Origin of the sequence: Bacteroides sp. LFL-34 (assembly GCF_027257075.1) — a bacterium.
GTDB lineage: Bacteria > Bacteroidota > Bacteroidia > Bacteroidales > Bacteroidaceae > Bacteroides > Bacteroides ovatus.
In genome coordinates, this window is sequence record NZ_JAPQKZ010000047.1 from 32,379 (window position 1) to 49,332 (window position 16,954).

11 protein-coding genes are annotated in these 16,954 nt (G+C 43.6%); 2 read left to right on the forward strand and 9 right to left on the reverse strand.

Annotated elements, in window-relative coordinates; all coding sequences use genetic code 11:
* Nucleotides 1-221: 221 nt before the first annotated feature.
* Nucleotides 222-1,694 (reverse strand): S41 family peptidase, encoded by a 1,473-nt coding sequence (locus N5O98_RS22015; RefSeq protein ID WP_004308603.1) that lies wholly within the window; start codon nucleotides 1,692-1,694, stop codon nucleotides 222-224.
* A 180-nt stretch (nucleotides 1,695-1,874) separates the two neighbouring features.
* On the opposite strand from N5O98_RS22015, the gene mnmA reads away from it, so the two are divergent.
* The gene (gene mnmA, locus N5O98_RS22020) at nucleotides 1,875-2,942 is read left to right on the forward strand and encodes a tRNA 2-thiouridine(34) synthase MnmA (RefSeq protein ID WP_004305927.1); all 1,068 of its coding nucleotides are present in this window, start codon (nucleotides 1,875-1,877) and stop codon (nucleotides 2,940-2,942) included.
* A 40-nt stretch (nucleotides 2,943-2,982) separates the two neighbouring features.
* Here the strand turns inward: mnmA and N5O98_RS22025 are convergent, their stop codons facing one another.
* The 7 genes from N5O98_RS22025 to N5O98_RS22055 form a co-directional block, all read right to left on the reverse strand.
* Entirely contained in the window at nucleotides 2,983-3,642 is a 660-nt protein-coding gene (locus N5O98_RS22025; protein ID WP_004308604.1) for a LuxR C-terminal-related transcriptional regulator, read from the reverse strand.
* 90 nt (nucleotides 3,643-3,732) lie between these two features.
* On the reverse strand, nucleotides 3,733-4,323 hold the full coding sequence (locus N5O98_RS22030) for a DUF4251 domain-containing protein (RefSeq protein ID WP_004305931.1): 591 nt from the start codon (nucleotides 4,321-4,323) through the stop codon (nucleotides 3,733-3,735).
* Between the two features lie 67 nt (nucleotides 4,324-4,390).
* A complete protein-coding gene (gene nhaC, locus N5O98_RS22035; protein ID WP_004296953.1) occupies nucleotides 4,391-5,818 on the reverse strand; it encodes a Na+/H+ antiporter NhaC in 1,428 nt (475 codons plus the stop codon).
* 156 nt (nucleotides 5,819-5,974) lie between these two features.
* The gene (locus N5O98_RS22040) at nucleotides 5,975-6,409 is read right to left on the reverse strand and encodes a hypothetical protein (protein ID WP_004296952.1); all 435 of its coding nucleotides are present in this window, start codon (nucleotides 6,407-6,409) and stop codon (nucleotides 5,975-5,977) included.
* A 46-nt stretch (nucleotides 6,410-6,455) separates the two neighbouring features.
* Nucleotides 6,456-7,631 carry an MFS transporter gene (locus tag N5O98_RS22045; protein ID WP_004305938.1) on the reverse strand — a complete coding sequence of 392 codons (1,176 nt, stop codon included), beginning with the start codon at nucleotides 7,629-7,631 and terminating at the stop codon, nucleotides 6,456-6,458.
* A gap of 26 nt (nucleotides 7,632-7,657) precedes the next feature.
* A complete protein-coding gene (pbpC, locus tag N5O98_RS22050) occupies nucleotides 7,658-10,081 on the reverse strand; it encodes a penicillin-binding protein 1C (RefSeq protein WP_004308608.1) in 2,424 nt (807 codons plus the stop codon).
* A 111-nt stretch (nucleotides 10,082-10,192) separates the two neighbouring features.
* The gene (locus tag N5O98_RS22055) at nucleotides 10,193-15,823 is read right to left on the reverse strand and encodes an alpha-2-macroglobulin family protein (protein WP_004308610.1); all 5,631 of its coding nucleotides are present in this window, start codon (nucleotides 15,821-15,823) and stop codon (nucleotides 10,193-10,195) included.
* Between the two features lie 99 nt (nucleotides 15,824-15,922).
* Here N5O98_RS22055 and N5O98_RS22060 point away from each other — a divergent pair, with 99 nt between their 5' ends.
* Nucleotides 15,923-16,324 (forward strand): FKBP-type peptidyl-prolyl cis-trans isomerase, encoded by a 402-nt coding sequence (locus tag N5O98_RS22060; protein WP_004305948.1) that lies wholly within the window; start codon nucleotides 15,923-15,925, stop codon nucleotides 16,322-16,324.
* 24 nt (nucleotides 16,325-16,348) lie between these two features.
* Here the strand turns inward: N5O98_RS22060 and N5O98_RS22065 are convergent, their stop codons facing one another.
* Entirely contained in the window at nucleotides 16,349-16,735 is a 387-nt protein-coding gene (locus N5O98_RS22065; protein WP_004308611.1) for a LytTR family transcriptional regulator DNA-binding domain-containing protein, read from the reverse strand.
* Between the last annotated feature and the right edge of the window lie 219 nt (nucleotides 16,736-16,954).

Sequence of the window (16,954 nt, forward strand, 5' to 3'; positions counted from 1 at the left end):
GTGTAAACCGATGCTTTGTTAGATGTAAACCAACGCTTTGTTTAGTAGAATCAGACGGTCTGTTTTGAAAAGGTGGAATAATGGGATTCTTTTGTTAATGATGCGTAAATCTGCTATTGACAAGAAGTGTGGTGAAAAACGAAAAGAAGTGCTCCCCAAAAGTTTCTTATATAACTTTTGGGGAGCACTTCTTTTCATTCTATTTGGTTCTTGCTTTGCTTCTATTTAATCTTTAGACCGCCACCACCGACAAACCGCCTACTTGCGGGACTAATAACACTTTTCTCAATCTTGAATTGTGCTTTTGTAGTTGTATCTTCTTCTTTTTCCGGGGGATAAGTGCCTTCTATAACACCGATGGCTACTTTTAATAATCTTTCATTTGGGTCACCGAATGGCAGAAACTCACTGTAATTAGTAACTCCATCAATGGTCGTTTCACTGATTTTAAGATCTGTTGCAGGTGAGATAGCTCCTCCGGCATCGTGATTGGAATCATAAACAGTACATACTACCGGGTTGACTGACCACAGAAATTCTTCATTAATGAATTGTTCTGTTGCTACGTTTTGTCCTTTTGTGACACCACCGATGGTTACGACAGGATAGCTGTCTTTCAGGAAGAGACTTCTGATTAACATTTCCGGTGCTCCAGCTGTTGTACTGCTTGTGATAGCAAACAGACCGGGCAGGTCTAAATTAACACCGCTCTTTAATATTTCACTATCAAAGTTGATGGTGGCATCCTTGTCCCTGTTTTTATTATTATACTCCAGATAGGCCATCGGCTTATTTAATCGTACTTCTGAAGTCAAAATTGTACCTAATAACTGAACGCAGTCCAATGAACCACCGGCGTTATAACGTAAGTCAAGTATAACATATTTTACGCCTGCTGTCTTGAATTCTTGTGAAATTTGTCGCAGTTCGTTATTGTACTTGTCCGGATCACTGTTGGTGCCGGCTGTGAAACTACTGTACATGAGATACCCTACTTTGATTTTTTGGCCATTCTCTTCTGCTGGCAGTACTGTATACTTATGTACCGGATTATCTTCAACGGATCGTGCCGCAGGTAGTTTTAGGGTTTTGCCGTTAGGTACTACTTTGTACACATATTCTGTTTCTCCTTCTCCTCCTTCTTCCGTATCAACGTTTGTTTGATCTTCCTCTTCTGTCACAGGAACTTTTTTCCATTCACCCATCACCAAATCCCGGGCTTTGGTTCCCTGTAGCAATTGAGTCTCGTATTTCTTGCTGATGTAAGAAGTATCGACTTTCATAATCCAGTCACCGCGCACCAATCCGGCCGCTTCTGCCGGTGAACCGGGAATGACGTAAGTAATTAACGCATTATAAGCTGTATCAATATCCGCACTTCGAACTAGTGAATAATCAAATCCATAGGTAGGTAGGGGAGTTTCCATCACAGAATCTACAAACGAGTAACTGTCGCTTTTCGATTTCACTTTAGACAAGAACGAGGCAGGTTCCAAAAACAGATTCACATCATCGTAGGAAGGTAGATCTTGATACCACAGATAGTTCTGCTGCATGATGTCGTACATCCATGTATCCAGTGCGGTCTGATGGGCATACTCCGGCCAGCGGTCGACACCACAGGAGAAAAAGCCACTGATAAATACGATGCTCAGGGCAGGTATGAGGATTATCTTTCTTAATTTCGTCATCATAAAAAGCTTTTTACTGTGCAAATGTAGGAAATACTTTGCTTATCTACCACATTTATGGTATAAAAATGCCTTCAATATGTGATTGGCTGTTAGAGATTCTTGCCTTATCTTTGTAGCATAGAATTTTTTAATAGGTATTAGCTTACATATAGAACGTTATTAATAGACGAATCATTATTCATGGATATAGCTGCATTATTATCAGGAGGTGTCGACAGTTCGGTTGTTGTACATCTCCTTTGTGAGCAAGGATATAAGCCCACTCTTTTTTATATTAAGATAGGCATGGACGGAGCGGAATATATGGACTGTTCGGCAGAGGAAGATATTGAATTATCTACTGCTACGGCACGTAAGTACGGTCTGTCTTTGGAGGTAGTGGATTTGCATCAGGAGTATTGGGAGAATGTAGCGGCCTATGCCATTGATAAAATCCGGCAGGGACTGACGCCTAATCCGGATGTGATGTGTAATAAGCTTATCAAATTCGGTTGCTTTGAACAGCGTGTTGGGAAAGACTTCGACTTTACGGCAACCGGTCATTATGCCACCACCTTGCAACGCAACGGTAAAACTTGGTTGGGCACAGCGAAAGACCCTGTGAAAGACCAGACAGACTTTCTCGCACAGATTGATTACCTGCAAGTTTCCAAACTCATGTTTCCCATTGGAGGTTTGATGAAACAAGAAGTACGTGAGATTGCCAATAAAGCCGGATTGCCGAGTGCCAGAAGGAAAGATAGTCAGGGTATCTGTTTTCTCGGGAAGATAAACTACAATGATTTTGTCCGTCGCTTTTTAGGAGAAAAGGAAGGGGCGATTATTGAATTGGAAACCGGAAAGAAATTGGGTACACATCGCGGCTATTGGTTTCACACAATCGGCCAGCGCAAAGGGCTTGGATTGAGTGGTGGTCCCTGGTTCGTAGTCAAGAAGGATATTGAAGAAAATACAATTTATGTGTCCCGCGGTTACGGTGTGGAAACACAGTACGGCAATGAATTCCGGATGCATGATTTCCATTTCATTACTGATAATCCCTGGAAAGGGCAGGAGAAGGAGATAGACATCACTTTCAAGATTCGTCACACTCCCGACTTTACCAAAGGAAAACTGATACAGGAAGGAGAGAAGCAATTCCACATTTTGTCCTCTGAAAAGCTGCAAGGCATTGCTCCGGGGCAGTTTGGGGTGATTTATGATGAAGAGGCGAAAGTTTGTGTGGGAAGCGGAGAAATCATCTGTTAAATAGTTCCCTTAGAGGGGTAGAGGTTAGTGAATAGCGGTGTCAGATATAGTATTCGGCTAAATCCACAATCCCTGCCCTCATCGCATATTTAGTAGCCTCGTGCACATTATTCACCCCCAATTTGCGAAAGATATTCTTACGATGGCTGTTGATCGTATGGAAACTAAGATTTTTCTCTGCTGCAATCTCTTTCGTTGTTTTCCCTAATGCAATTTCTTTTAGGATATTCTTTTCTGTCTGCGTCAGCAAATGGTCGTCCATGCTTGACGCTGCCAGCGGAGAAGAAGTTCCCGAAAGCAGCAGATTGCTGACATGATTGCAAATATACCGTTGTTTGCGGGTGGCGCATTGAATGGCAGTCATGATTTCTTCTTTTGAGTTATCTTTCATCACTATCCCGAAAGCCATGCTGCTGAATAATACCTGACGGAGAAAGTTCAGGCTTAGTTCGTCAGAGAATAGAATCCAGTCGGCTTCCTTGAATCTTTCCTGCAGGACAATCAATTCATCTGCCCCCGCAAAATTGAACAAGGTGTAATCCAGGATAATCACTGCTTGCGGATACAATCGTAGCTGCTGAATCAGTTCAGCTTTGTTGTCAGCTTCTAAAAGAAGGGATACCTCCTTTTGTTTACTCAACAGGAACATCATTCCTGCCTTACTGATATCCTGATTGTCTGCAATGATAAATTCTCTCATAAGCCATACTGAATAAAAAAAAACTCCGCTACAAATGTACGCATTTTGCGTGATTTGTAGCGGAGTTATGATAAGATTCTTGTATCCGGATTACCAGGAACGTCCCTTGAAGATATTTGACTGGTCAAGCGGAACGATATTTCCGTTCAATGTCAGGTTGTTGTTGCTGAAGTTCGGGCTGATACTAACCGAAGCTGTATTGTTTCCACTGCTCATATTAATAAATACTTGAGCGGAGATGCCGATACCCTGAACACTGAATGAACAGTTCACATTTCCTTTTTTGTCGATATTCATCTTCATATCCGAAGAATTACCATCTACTGTCACACCACCGATTCCGTTAGGACCTGGGTAAGGAGTGTTGAAAGCAGTCTGTACGGTAGCTCTGTTGCCGTTCATCAGGACGAAGTTGGTGTTTGAAGTAACAAAAGCACTCATACCGTTGCGGAAGACAACCTGATTAGCTTCCAATACAAATTGCTTGTTTTTCAAAGCCTGTACAGCTTGTTGATAGGCTGCCATGTCCTGCACCTCTTCTTCGGCACGGAGTTTCGCTCTCTCTGCATCTCTTTGAGCTTTTCTTTCTGCGCGGCGTGCTGCTGCGTTACTTTCTTGTGCATACATCATTGTGCTTGCACTCACTAATACTAATGCTACTAATGCAATAAACTTTTTCATAACTTTTTTTTGTTTAGGTTTAATATGTTGTTCGTTTATTGCAAAAACAAAGTGTATGCCAGATTGTTCACGAACGTCGTGCAATTTTATATCCGATGGCTGCCACGGTGATACTCATTAAAGGACTGATAATGTTGAAAAAACAATAAGGGAGATACACAAGTGTGGGTACACTCAAGATAGTGGCTTGAGTCATTCCACAGCTGTTCCACGGGATCAATACGGATGTAACGGTTACTGCATCTTCCGTGGTACGGCTTAGTAAGCAACTTTCATACCCTTTCTTGGCATAAATATCGCGAAACATATTTCCCGTCAGAATAATACTGATATATTGATCGGCAGTGGTCAGATTAAGAAACAGACCGGAACAAACCGTCGCACTGACCACGCTGACTGTTTTCTTCATAAAGCGCACAAAGATGGAAGTGATACTTCCCACCATGCCGCTTGCTGTCATTGCTCCGCCGAAACACATGGCACATAGTATCAACCAAATCGTATTCATCATTCCTGACATGCCACGTGTGGCAATTAAATCTGTCAGAACGGCATTATCCGTGTGTAAATTTGTCTCTCCGTAGATAGTCATCATTAGTCCTTTAAACAGTGAATCGAATCCGGAAGCGGCAATTCCTGAAATTTCTTCCAACAAATCCGGCTGAAAGATTAAAGCAAAAACAGCAGCCAGCAGGGTAGACAGGAACAGCGTAACGATAGACGGCACTTTCTTCGCTATCAATATCCCGGTTGCTACGGGAACTATCAGTAGCCACGGAGTGATATGAAACTTTTCATTCAGAGCTGTTGCCACTTCTGCGATGTGTTGTGTATTGTTGGCATCATGAGAGAATCCTGCTACGGTGAAAATAATTAGCGTAATGACAAGAGATGGAACCGTAGTAATCATCATATAACGGATGTGACGGAACAAGGGAGTGTCTGTGATAGAAGAGGCCAGGATGGTGGTTTCGGATAAAGGAGATATTTTATCTCCGAAGTATGCTCCTGAAATAATGGCTCCGGCAATCCAGCCGTCTTCAAAACCTTGCGCCTTTCCGATACCCATCAGGGCGATACCGATGGTAGCAATGGTAGTCCACGAACTTCCGGTCATAACGGAAATCAATGCGCAGATGATGCAGGTAGATGCCAGGAAGAAACTGGGATGGATAATTTGCATCCCGTAGTAGATTAGCGTAGGCACTACTCCACTAATCATCCAGATCCCGCTCAACGCACCGATTATCAATAGAATAATAATGGCTGTTGCCACTCCGGCAATATTGTTGGTGATGGCGAGCTCATAATCTTTCCAGGGAATTTTATAGAACACCATACCGATAAGGATACAAATAGCTGTAGTGGTGAGTAGTGACACTTGGCTTCCGCCGCTTAGGGCATCACTGCCAAATGTGCGGATAGTGGCAAACAATAATAACACCAGTACAATGATCGGTATCAATGATACAATGGGAGAGGGGGCTTTCTTCATGTTGATTCTTATAACCTTTTATTTGTTTTCCGGCTACTGTTTTGTTTATAGCCGCGCAAAGATACAACAAAAAAGAATGAAATCTTTTGCTTCAAAACGTCAGGCAATAAAAATTATTATAAGTTTGTATTTGATTGGAATATGTATAAGACCGGCTCAATTAGCGAAAGTCTTACGCCTTATCCACCAGTAACGGATGAAAAGTACCCCTGTCAGGATGAGGGCAATGGATAATCCGGTATAGAAAACAGAAATGAACGTTTCGGGCAGAAGATGGAAGCTACGTATGGTAATTCCCAGAGAAATCATGAAGATCATTGTAATCCAACTTTTCACATCGAAAAAGGAGAACGGGCAATTTCTGTGTTCTTTCTTTTGTTCGATTCGCTGGGTATGTTTATAATAAAGCCTTCTGAACACCAGAACGAAGAATAACAAGAAAACGACGGTAGCTTCTCCTATTTTGAACATCCAATCTTGGGAGGTGTTTAACCAGGTTACAATTCCTATTCGCAGAATATTCGCACCGGCTATAATCCAGACGGTGCCGGCTGTGATAAGTAAGATTTGTCTGTTAACTCCGTATTTCATTGGCTTTTTTATTGTAATAAACGGTTTGACCGTCCGTTTTGTTGACTCACTTCTTGTAGAAAGTCGTAATTAATAAAGAAATTCCGGTTAAAACGACTCCGGTACCGATAACTCCGTGCCAACCATACAGTTGCCAAAAGCTGCCCGCCAGAAATGTTCCCATTGAACCGCCAATAAAGTAAGTAGTCATGAAAACTGTATTGATACGGTTCGAAGCGCGCGGGTCTAGTTCGAAGATACTTGTTTGGTTGCTAAGTTGGATGCATTGCATCCCTATGTCAATGATGATGATTCCGGCAATGATACCAATAAAAGTGTTTTCACCGATGAAGAACAGTAACCAGGCAAAGAGAATCAATCCGCAACCGATAAAGTTAAAGCGGCGTACACCTACTTGCTTTACGTATCTTCCTACGAAAGAAGCAGTCAATGCTCCGGCCACTCCGCAAAGTCCTAGCATACCGATTACGTCGCTGTTGGCGAAGAACGGGGCTTGTCCCATTTTAAAAGCCAGACAGGACCACATGGCGAGGAGGGAACCGAAATTCAGTGCCGCCCGGATCGAATAAATGCGCAGTTGCGGGTATTCTTTCACTAAGGCTAACAGAGATTTCATCAGGCCGCTATACTTTCCCTGAAAGTTGGTCTGAATGTCAGGAAGGACTTTTAATACAACGATTGCGCAGATAAACATCATGCCTGCAGCGATGTGATACATTTCCCGCCAGCCAATCAGTTCACCGATAAATCCGCTGACGACACGTGAAGCCAGAATGCCGGTCAATAGTCCTGATAAGACAATCCCTACATTTCTGCCTTTATTTTCCGGACGGGAGAACTGGGCGGCTATCGGAATGAATATTTGTGGAATCATCGAACAAACTCCCGTGAGGAATGAAGCGATAAGTATCAAATGAAAATTGTGCGTCAGGGCGATAGTCAATAGAGAGAATATCAGAACGGTGAAGTTGACCAGGATGATTTTCTTACGCTGATATAAATCTCCCAGAGGGGTGATAAACAACAATCCTGCCGCATAGCCTATTTGCGTGACCATGGCAATCAGGTTAGTTCTGAACTCTGATATGCCAAGTTCATGGCGTATCATATTTAATAGAGGTTGAATATAATAGATGTTAGCTACCGAGACACCGGCCACAATAGCAAGTGTCCAGAGGATAGATGCCGGTAGTCCACCGTTTTCTTTTAATGGCTGTTTCATGCGGCAAAGATAATAAAATAAGATGTTTATTCGATGAAGAAAGTGGTGGAAACTGTGTTACCTTCTCCGTCTACTGCCGTCAGGGAATGTTTGCCGGGAGCAGGTTGCAGGGAAATTTTGTGGAAATCCTGTGTCTGTGTCTGATAGGTGTCGTCGAGATGCCAGAAGATAGTGGCATTGGGATTGCTGTGTGCCAGTTCCACCGTGATAAAGCCTTTGCTGCCGTCCAATTGCTTGGGCAGCTTGATGTGGGCGTTCATCGGAGGGTAGATGAACTGCATGGGTTGGAAAGAATCTTCTCCGCAGCCGGCTTTGAAAGGTGGCAGCGGTTTATATTCCGGATGATGCTGTTTATAGTACCATTCCCATACGGGCGGCAGGGCAAACCATGATTTCTGAATGGTAGGTTCCGTGTTTGCACAGTTTTCATAGATGCGGTGGCTTTCGTCGGCGGATAGTGTGACGAGATGATGGTAAGGACAAGCCTCTGTCCGTAATCCGACGGGAAGGATCAGTACGGTGTCGGTTTCTTCACAGAAACGTCCTTTCAGATGACCGGATTGACGGCATATCTCTGCATCAACAAAAATTCCTGTGGGACGTTCGAACCAGGGTGAAGATGGGAGATAATTGAATATATCGAATAATACGGGACCGGCCGTTTGTGCACCGACCAATCCGGGTTTTCCCTCTCCGGTTGCATTTCCTACCCATACGCCTACTGCATAGCGGGGAGTTACGCCAACGGCCCAGGCGTCACGGAATCCGTAGCTGGTTCCGGTCTTCCATGCGATAGCCTGCATCGAGGGGATTGATTTCCAGTCAATTTCTTCAGGGCGGTTGACTTCTGTTAAGGCGGAAAGGGTGAGCCAGGCCGCTCCTGCCGAAATGACTCCTTCTGAAATAACTCCTTCTAATATATCCTTTCTCGAAGTTGTTTTTCTTGAAATGGTCTTTCCTGAAGTAACTTTTCTTGAACCATCTCTTTCCGAAACTGTCTTTTCTTCTGTTCCCAGTAGTATCTGCACTTCCTTTTCTTGGGGAAGGTCGTTGGAATGACTGTTGGAGAGGATTCGTCCCATTTGTGCATAAGCATTCGTCACATCCCATAAAGTAGCTTCGGCACCTCCTAAAATGAGTGATAATCCATAATGGGCGGCTGATCGGTTGATAGTCTTGAACCCCATTTGTTGCAGCATGTGATGAAATTTGGGTACTCCATATCTTTGTAACATGGTGACAGCCGGGATATTCAATGAGCGGGCAAGAGCTTCGGAAGCGGGGACGGCTCCTTCAAACTGCAGGCTGAAGTTTTGTGGAGTAAAGCCATTGATATTAACGGGTACGTCCGGTAACAGCATTTGCGGTAATAGACTTCCCTCCTGTAGCATGGCACCATAGAGAAAGGGTTTTAAAATACTGCCTGTACTTCTGGGAGCTTGAATCACGTCTACTTGATTCCCCCCTTGCTTACGGTCGAAATGTACATTTCCGCAGTATGCTACCACTTGATTGGTGGGAATGTCTATAATTAGGATAGCCAGGTTACGGATATCACTTCGATTAAATTCATTGCTCCACCGTTCCGCCAAACTCTCTATATGGGTTTGTATTCCTTTATCGATGGTTGAGCGGGTATATAATCCGTTTCTTTCTTGATAAAAGCGGGTAACCAGGTGGGGGGCTATTTGAGGAAGAGGCTGTGGTTCGTCGGGTAACGGTTCGCTGATAGCCAATTCATAGGTGGACGCATCAATAATCTCTTCTTCAAAAAGTTGTTTTAATAAACGGTTGCGTTTGGAAAGTAGTGTTTTTCGTCCTTTGGATAGATGAATCATGGCGGGGGCATTGGGCAGGACGGCCAGCATGGCTGATTCCGCCCATGATAAATCTTCGGCAGAATGACCGAAGTAGCGCCAGGCAGCAGCATCCAGTCCTACTACATTTCCTCCAAATGGTGCATGAGAGACATACATGGATAAGATTTCCTCTTTGGAAGTCCGAAACTCCAAACGGGTAGCCCAGATCATTTCGATGACTTTCTCTCCGATAGTTCTGGGTTTGTTTCGGGCGAGACGAATGGTCTGCATAGTAAGGGTACTGCCTCCGCTTACAACACGTTTATTCTTTAAATTCTGATAGAGTGCTCTTCCGGTAGATAGCGGATTAACTCCCCAATGGTGGTAAAAGTGTTTATCTTCAAAGGTAATAAGACATTGCTTGATTTTTTCAGGTGTTGTCTTTCGGGGAGGAAACCGCCATTGACCATCCGAAGCGATACGTGCTCCCAGTAATTCTTCGTTTCGATCAGTCACAACGGTGGAGTAGGGTACATGAAACAGTTGCCGGGGAAGGCAAAAGATGTATCCTATCATCAAAAGAGCAATGCTTATTGTCATTACTTTCTTAGTAACAGATAATCGTTTGAAGAATTTATATATAGGATTCATTTAAATGTTAAGAGCTAAGAGACATATCTTTGTGACAAATAATTAGGCACGGATTACACGGATTACGCATTTTTGGTTAACGAGTAGAACCGTGTAATCCGTGCCTGAAATTTATCGACTGACAGTTGTTCTTCCCGCTTTGCTGCGTGCCTGTACATTTACATCATACATTGCTTCACATTGAACGGCAGGAAGAATAAAGTTACCTGCATAAGTCGCTTGCAGTCTGACAGTGAATACTTTTGTTTCACCACGACGCAAATTGAAATAAGTTAATACCCTGTCATCGCGTATATCCAGATAATTATATTTGCTGACGGATTTACCGGAACCGTCGGCTGCTCCGCTTTCCGTTTCGGGGGCAACCATTCTTTCGTTATATATTTCCCAGCCGGACGGTATGATATGCGTCAGTGCCAGATTGGTGTAATCGGAAGTTCCGCTAATATTGGATATGGAGGTGATAGCCATAAAGTCAGTTCCCTGTATAATATCATTGACAGAGATCGGTGTACCGTTCAGGTTGGCATATCTTATATCCATGCGAAGATTGTCGCTGATGGCCGGTAATGTATCGTTCAACAACTGTGTGCGTGTGATAAGGTCAACGCTAAGCGCTCCTTTTCCTTGATTTTTCACAGCAATCATACCGGATTTGGGAGTGGTGGCGATTTCCTTTTCAAACACAGCTTTAGCCGATTTCACGGCAGGCTGTTGTTTGTCGTTCCATGTCCATACGAAATCCAATGTGCCTGACAGCTTTTCAGCCAGACGTCCCATTGCCATAAGAGCAAAAGCGGTGGATTGTGTACTGAACCACTCCTCTTGTGACAGATTCTTTGAAACGACTTTTGCCTGCTGCAAAGCATCCCGTTCCCGGTTCATCAGGATCAGTGTTTCCAGAATCATAGCTTCATCACGGTCGGAGGAACCGTAAATCTGATTCATGGAAGAGTAGGGGCTTACTGTTGTTTCCGCATTATACACCAGTTCTTCAGCCGGTTTCATCTTTCCGGTCAGTACATAGGTTGCTGCCAGTCTCCATTTAGCCTGAATGGATAATCCTGCCTGTTCTTTCATCCGGTTCATGGCCCCATATTCCGGTGCTCCTGCCAATGCAAGCGTATATAAACGGAAAGCCTGTTGCAATTCCGACTGCCATTGTTGCCAGCCGCTTGCATCCTGCGGCATCCGCCAGTTCTGTGCGGCGGCACGTTGGAAACGCTTCCACTTGTTCAGTACATTCGAATGAACGGCGTATCCTTTTTCTTGTGCCAGTGTCAGGAACATTCCTGCATAAGAACTGATCCATTCGTCGGCAACAGCATTTCCCGGCCAATATACAAATCCGCCATTGGGGAGTTGACGACCATAAATCTGCCGGATAGCTTCCTGTACATTTGTCTTTATCTTTTCGGCTTCTATCTTATCTATTGTTTTGAATTGGCCGACAAACAGAAGAGGCAAAGCCTTGGAAGTCAACTGTTCTGTACAATGATGCTGATAGTTGTATAAGAAGTCGAACCGGCGGCTGATATCAACCGAAGGTATGCGTGATACTTCCAGCTTTATCTGGTTATTTGCAGAAGAACTGCTTAGATTGTATGAAAGTTCTTTGCTTTGTCCGGCTTCTACCCATTGGCTGTTGCGCAGGGTTACTACCGGATTCGGGTTGCGTACTTCTATTTCAATGGTTTCTTTAGTTTGTTGTCCGCCACCATTGGCTGTCAGATGGATGGTAGCCTTTCCTGTTTTACTACCTGTTTTTAAAGTAAAGAACACAAGTTGGTCACCCGGTTGGCTAAATTTGAGCGACTGTTGGTTAGCTCCTACAATCTGTACTCCTCCACCGGACGTTTGAAGTGATATGGTTACATTCTTCACTTGATTTTCCATCGCAAAGATATTTACCGGAACGGTGATTTCTTCCTGAATACTAAGCACACGGGGCAAGGTGGACAACATCATTAACGGAGTCCGTACGAAAGCCGTTTTTTCCGCATTGCCGTACGCTCCCTCTTGTCCGGCAACCACCATGGCACGTACCGAACCTACATACATCGGAAGTTTCAGCGTATGCGTCTGGCTCTTACCTTTTCCCAGATAGAAAGGACCTATAAACTTGACTACCGGTTTGAAGCGGTTTGCTTTTGCATCGGCAGGTTTTAATGTGGCGTCTCCACCCGTACTGAAAAGTGAACTGTAACTTCCGGCGGAAGCTCCCAATACATTATCATACATATCCCATGTCCGGATGCCGAGTGCTTCGCGTGAATAGAAATCATTCCATGGGTCCGGGGTTTTGAAATTGGTAAGATCCAGCAAACCGTCGTCTACAATAGCTAATGTATAAGTCATCGGTTTTCCGGTCTTTTCGCTGACGGTTACATTGAAGTTGGTTTCCGGGCGTAACACTTCCGGCATCTGTATCTGCGGTTGCAACACCGTCTGACTGTTAGTCACGAATACCGGAACGACGCCATACATACGGATAGGCAGGTCATTGACTGTTTGCGCGTGAGGCTGTAACAGACTGATATGCAGATATACATTCGGAGTCATCTCCGGTGTAATCTTGAATGTATATTTCGTATCTCCTCCGTTGGAAACCTCTATCCATTCTTGTCGTAATACGGTAGAACCGTTTTCTATGGATACCAGTGCACGTCCTCCCGCTGCTGCAGGAATGATTGCTGTGGCTGTTTCTCCTATTTCATAAGAATCTTTGTTCAGCGAGAAAGCAAGCATCTTGATACCGCTGGGATCAGTCTTGCTCGAACGTCCCCGCCATTCCGGCCAGTCAACATAAACTGTACCTCCGGTGGCATGTCCACTCTCTTTATCTTTCACGTAAACCAGGTAGCGTCCCCATGACGGATAATCAATACGGAATTTGAAAGATGCTTTTCCGCCTCTTGTCTGTAAATTGCCGCTGGCAACAGGAGTGATGGAACTATTGTTGATATACGTTCCGAAAGATTCACCGCTGTTTTCCCACCACCAACTCCAGCCGATGCGGTATATTTTGTATTCCAGATTAGAACTGTTCACTAACTGTCCCTGCGTGTTTACAGTTACAATATCGAATACATGATCTTTGTCAGTTTCAATATATTTCCCTTTTGGCTGGTTCAGATTGATACCGACATAAGAGGTGAATGGTGAGAATGGAATTGTTTGAGTGTAGATGCTGGCATCTCCTCCCGGTTCGAACACGCGGGTGGTGAAAGTGGCGTTCAGCATACCCGGTGCTTCCGTTGCGGTCGGAACTTTCAGCGTGACATTTGCTTTTCCTTCTGCATCCAGTGTGCCGTCAAATATATCTGTTTTGATAGTCGTGAAATCCGTAGCCGGATTGTTAAAGATATATTGTCCGTAATTCTTGAACTGTGTATTCACTTTCGATAAAGACATTTCTACTTTGGCTTTCAGTTTGGAGGCAGTTGCTCCTGTCAGCCAGGTTGAAGTGAGTGGGGCATAGACATCCTTGTCCGTAGCTTGAAGTACCTTCGGCAATGCCAGATTTATTTTCAAGCGGTTGGGCTTTATGGTTTCGATACGCAGACCTTTGTGGAAGGTGGTTCCTCCCACCTTAATATACGCATTCCAAAGTCCGGTCGGGTCTGTTGCCTGTGTCGGAACGTCGAATGTATAGAATCCGTTCATTCCTTGTGTTGAAATCATTTTCGTGTAGAACTGTCCTCTCGGATTGTAAATCTCCAGTGCTACGGGGTGCTTGTCGGGGATTCTCTTTTCGCGGTCTTCCAATATAAAGGAAATGTGCAGCGTGTCTCCCGGGCGCCATACCCCTCTTTCGCCATATATAAATCCTTTCAGTCCCTTTTGAATATCTTTTCCTCCCACGTCGAATCTGCTGACGGACTGTTCTTCACCGTCCACAACGCGCACATACGCCTTTTGCTTTTCCGATTCTGCCACGATAATGAAAGGCACACCGTTCGGAGCGATTTCAACGAATCCTTCTCCATTGGTTTCTCCTTTCCCTATGGGTTGTAACTGGAAGTTATATGCTGTTACCTGTGCTTTTCCTATCGGTTTTGTATCCAAAATATTACTAGCGGCAATCCACAGTTTATTCAGTGAGTTCCGTTTTACAATCATTCCCAGATTGGAAGCAAAAACGTTGCAGGCAGCTGCCCGGTCTGAATCCATATAATAAGACGGATGGCAGGGGTTGTCGCGTTCCGTCCATCGGTACACACTCCAGTCCATTGTTCCGCCATTGTAATAATAGTAGGCTTCGGGGGTATTCCAGATTGCTTCATCTTCTTCGGACAAAACACTTCCACTTACTTTGGTCAGCCCGTCGGAGGTGCTGCTGTCGGCGAATTTCATATCCTGATTCTCGCCTCCTCCACAAGGATAAGCGGAGTATTCCTGACGAAATGAAAGTATGACACGATAGATGGCACCCGGTTCCTGGTGGATTAATCCGGCAAGGTCTATCGAGTAATCTCCCCAATGATGAATGTCTTTGGAAGCATCTTTGGCAAGCCATAATGTTTTCTTGTAAACCAGTCTTCCCGAACGGCGTAGCTCATTGGCCGAGGCCAGTAAATTGGTTTGCATAAACATCAATACATTGTTCTCGAAAATGCGGATCACGCTCAAATCCACAGCGTATAGGTTGACAGCCCTGAAAGGAATAATCAGACTTTTCGAATCGGGCAGGATAGCGGCGGTAGTAGACATTTCCACTTGTGGCTTCAGACTTACTTCACTGAATGAGATCGTATGAGAAGTTCCCAATGCTTTACCTTGACAGTCTTTGACTCCTTCATGGATATTCAACGTCAGTTTGTTCTGTGTGTTTGCTTCGAAATAGATAAAAACTCTGTTCTCACTGATTTGGAAGATCGATGAGGAGATTTCCGGGATCTCAATCAGTCCTTTTAAATCTTGAGTAGTGGATAAGGGAGCGGAGAAAACAATCTCGATTCCATTTTCCGGTTGGTCGATGCGTTCGGCAGACATGAAACGGAAACAATCTTTCGCCGGTATCAGTACTTCTTCGCTTTGTTTACGGTCGATGCCGGCTGCGTTGCCGTTGGCTGTGATAGTCAAGGGGTAATCATCAGCTTCTCTGGGGATTTGTCTGATACTAAACAAATACCGGGTATGATTGTCGGTTGCGGTGACTTCCACCGGATAACTCTTTTTTCCGTCACTGGCAGTCAGCATCTTTTCTACCTCTTCCTTTTTCACTACGTCGCTGAAACGTATCTCTCCTTTAATATTTATTTCATTCGGTTGGGTAGCTGTAATCGGCAATGATTCCAGTTGCAGGGTGAAGTTACGTTCCTGTACACGGAATGAGAAGTTGAACTCTTTCAGCTTTTTGTCCACTTCGATGAAGTCTCCGAGCCGGAAAGTTCCTTCGTAAAGTGTTCCCGGTTTCAGCGCTCCTTCTTCGGGCACAAATTCAATGGTGTTGTTGCTAACCCAATATGCTTTTCCTTTTAATGAAGGTGAGAAACTAAATGGGTTGTTTTTTAACTCATTGTTCATATCCACCATGGGTTGGTCGTGGGTCAGTTCTATACGTATGGTCGAATTTTGCGAGATGACTCCTCCCGTATACGCATTTACATACGGTGCATAATCGGCAGAAGGAATGATGTCTTTTTGAGTGCGTGTGCATGAATATAGGCCCACAGTCATCATGATAAGTAAGAATAGTCCGGTAGCACTGATGCTACGTGTAGTCTTTGTTTGTCCCATAGTGAGAAGTTTTTTATAGTTCAACAAACAAATATACAGTTTTTATGCTAAATCCTTTGTTATTCTGATTATTTTTGCAAGTTCTTAATCAATTTATTTATGGGGAAAAAGAAAGAATACAAAGAGGCCAATCGGCGATTTTTGAAAAAACTGTCTTTTCAGGAAGGTGTTTGCGCGTTGCCGTGTGGAATCTATTACAAAGTTTTGGAAACTGGCGAAAGTACGATTTCTCCGGGTGCGCGGAGTATTGTTACCGTGCATTACAAAGGAAGTCTGATTGATGGTCGGGTGTTTGATAATTCTTATGAGCGTACTTGTCCCGATGCCTTACGTCTTAGTGATGTAATAGAAGGGTGGCAGGTGGCACTTCAGAAAATGCATGTTGGTGATAAATGGATTATTTATATTCCTTATGCAATGGGATACGGTATCAAATCTTTTGATTCTATTCCTGCTTACTCGACATTGATCTTCGAAGTGGAACTGCTTGGCGTTGCATAGAACATAAAGATGAGCTATATACAATCAGATACATGGATATTTTTCTTTTAGCTTTTTCATAAAAGACTTGCTTACTTGTAAAAGTTCCTTCTCATTAAATGGAGGAAGCAATATGCAATTGTTGTCTTCAATCGAAACCAGATAGCTTATATTGATAATGTGTGACTGGCTAATCTGGATAAGATAGGGATGCAGACTCAATATCTTTTGTGAGTTTGTATTTCTTTTGAGTGCCAGGGTATGATTATTATTTAATACAGCTTCCCATAGTTTACTCTTGGAGTTATACCGGAAATAGCCAATCTGTTCTAAATGGATTAGTTGCAAGTTTCCAGTAATGGTAGTATATAAAAAGATCTTTTCTTCTTGATGTTTTTCTGTGTCGGTGTGATTACAATTGTCAATATTCATATTCTATTTATCTTAGTATTCGATTAATCTGTTGATGATGCCAACGTCGTAGTTTTATTTTGCATCAAAAGTAACGGATTGCTTTTAGCTATAAAAATAAAAGAGGTTGTGTCAAAACGTTGGCACAACCTCTTTTATATTTTACAGTTCTGCTATATTTTCTTTTGGCTATGCTGCTTTTTCCTCATGCATTTGGCAACAAGTTGCTATATTCCAATT

What these genes read in the sequence shown, in the direction of transcription:
- N5O98_RS22015 (WP_004308603.1), bottom strand. Translation starts at nt 1,694, where the DNA reads ATGATGACGAAATTAAGAAAGATAATCCTCATACCTGCCCTGAGCATC.
- mnmA (WP_004305927.1), top strand. Translation starts at nt 1,875, where the DNA reads ATGGATATAGCTGCATTATTATCAGGAGGTGTCGACAGTTCGGTTGTT.
- N5O98_RS22025 (WP_004308604.1), bottom strand. Translation starts at nt 3,642, where the DNA reads ATGAGAGAATTTATCATTGCAGACAATCAGGATATCAGTAAGGCAGGA.
- N5O98_RS22030 (WP_004305931.1), bottom strand. Translation starts at nt 4,323, where the DNA reads ATGAAAAAGTTTATTGCATTAGTAGCATTAGTATTAGTGAGTGCAAGC.
- nhaC (WP_004296953.1), bottom strand. Translation starts at nt 5,818, where the DNA reads ATGAAGAAAGCCCCCTCTCCCATTGTATCATTGATACCGATCATTGTA.
- N5O98_RS22040 (WP_004296952.1), bottom strand. Translation starts at nt 6,409, where the DNA reads ATGAAATACGGAGTTAACAGACAAATCTTACTTATCACAGCCGGCACC.
- N5O98_RS22045 (WP_004305938.1), bottom strand. Translation starts at nt 7,631, where the DNA reads ATGAAACAGCCATTAAAAGAAAACGGTGGACTACCGGCATCTATCCTC.
- pbpC (WP_004308608.1), bottom strand. Translation starts at nt 10,081, where the DNA reads ATGAATCCTATATATAAATTCTTCAAACGATTATCTGTTACTAAGAAA.
- N5O98_RS22055 (WP_004308610.1), bottom strand. Translation starts at nt 15,823, where the DNA reads ATGGGACAAACAAAGACTACACGTAGCATCAGTGCTACCGGACTATTC.
- N5O98_RS22060 (WP_004305948.1), top strand. Translation starts at nt 15,923, where the DNA reads ATGGGGAAAAAGAAAGAATACAAAGAGGCCAATCGGCGATTTTTGAAA.
- N5O98_RS22065 (WP_004308611.1), bottom strand. Translation starts at nt 16,735, where the DNA reads ATGAATATTGACAATTGTAATCACACCGACACAGAAAAACATCAAGAA.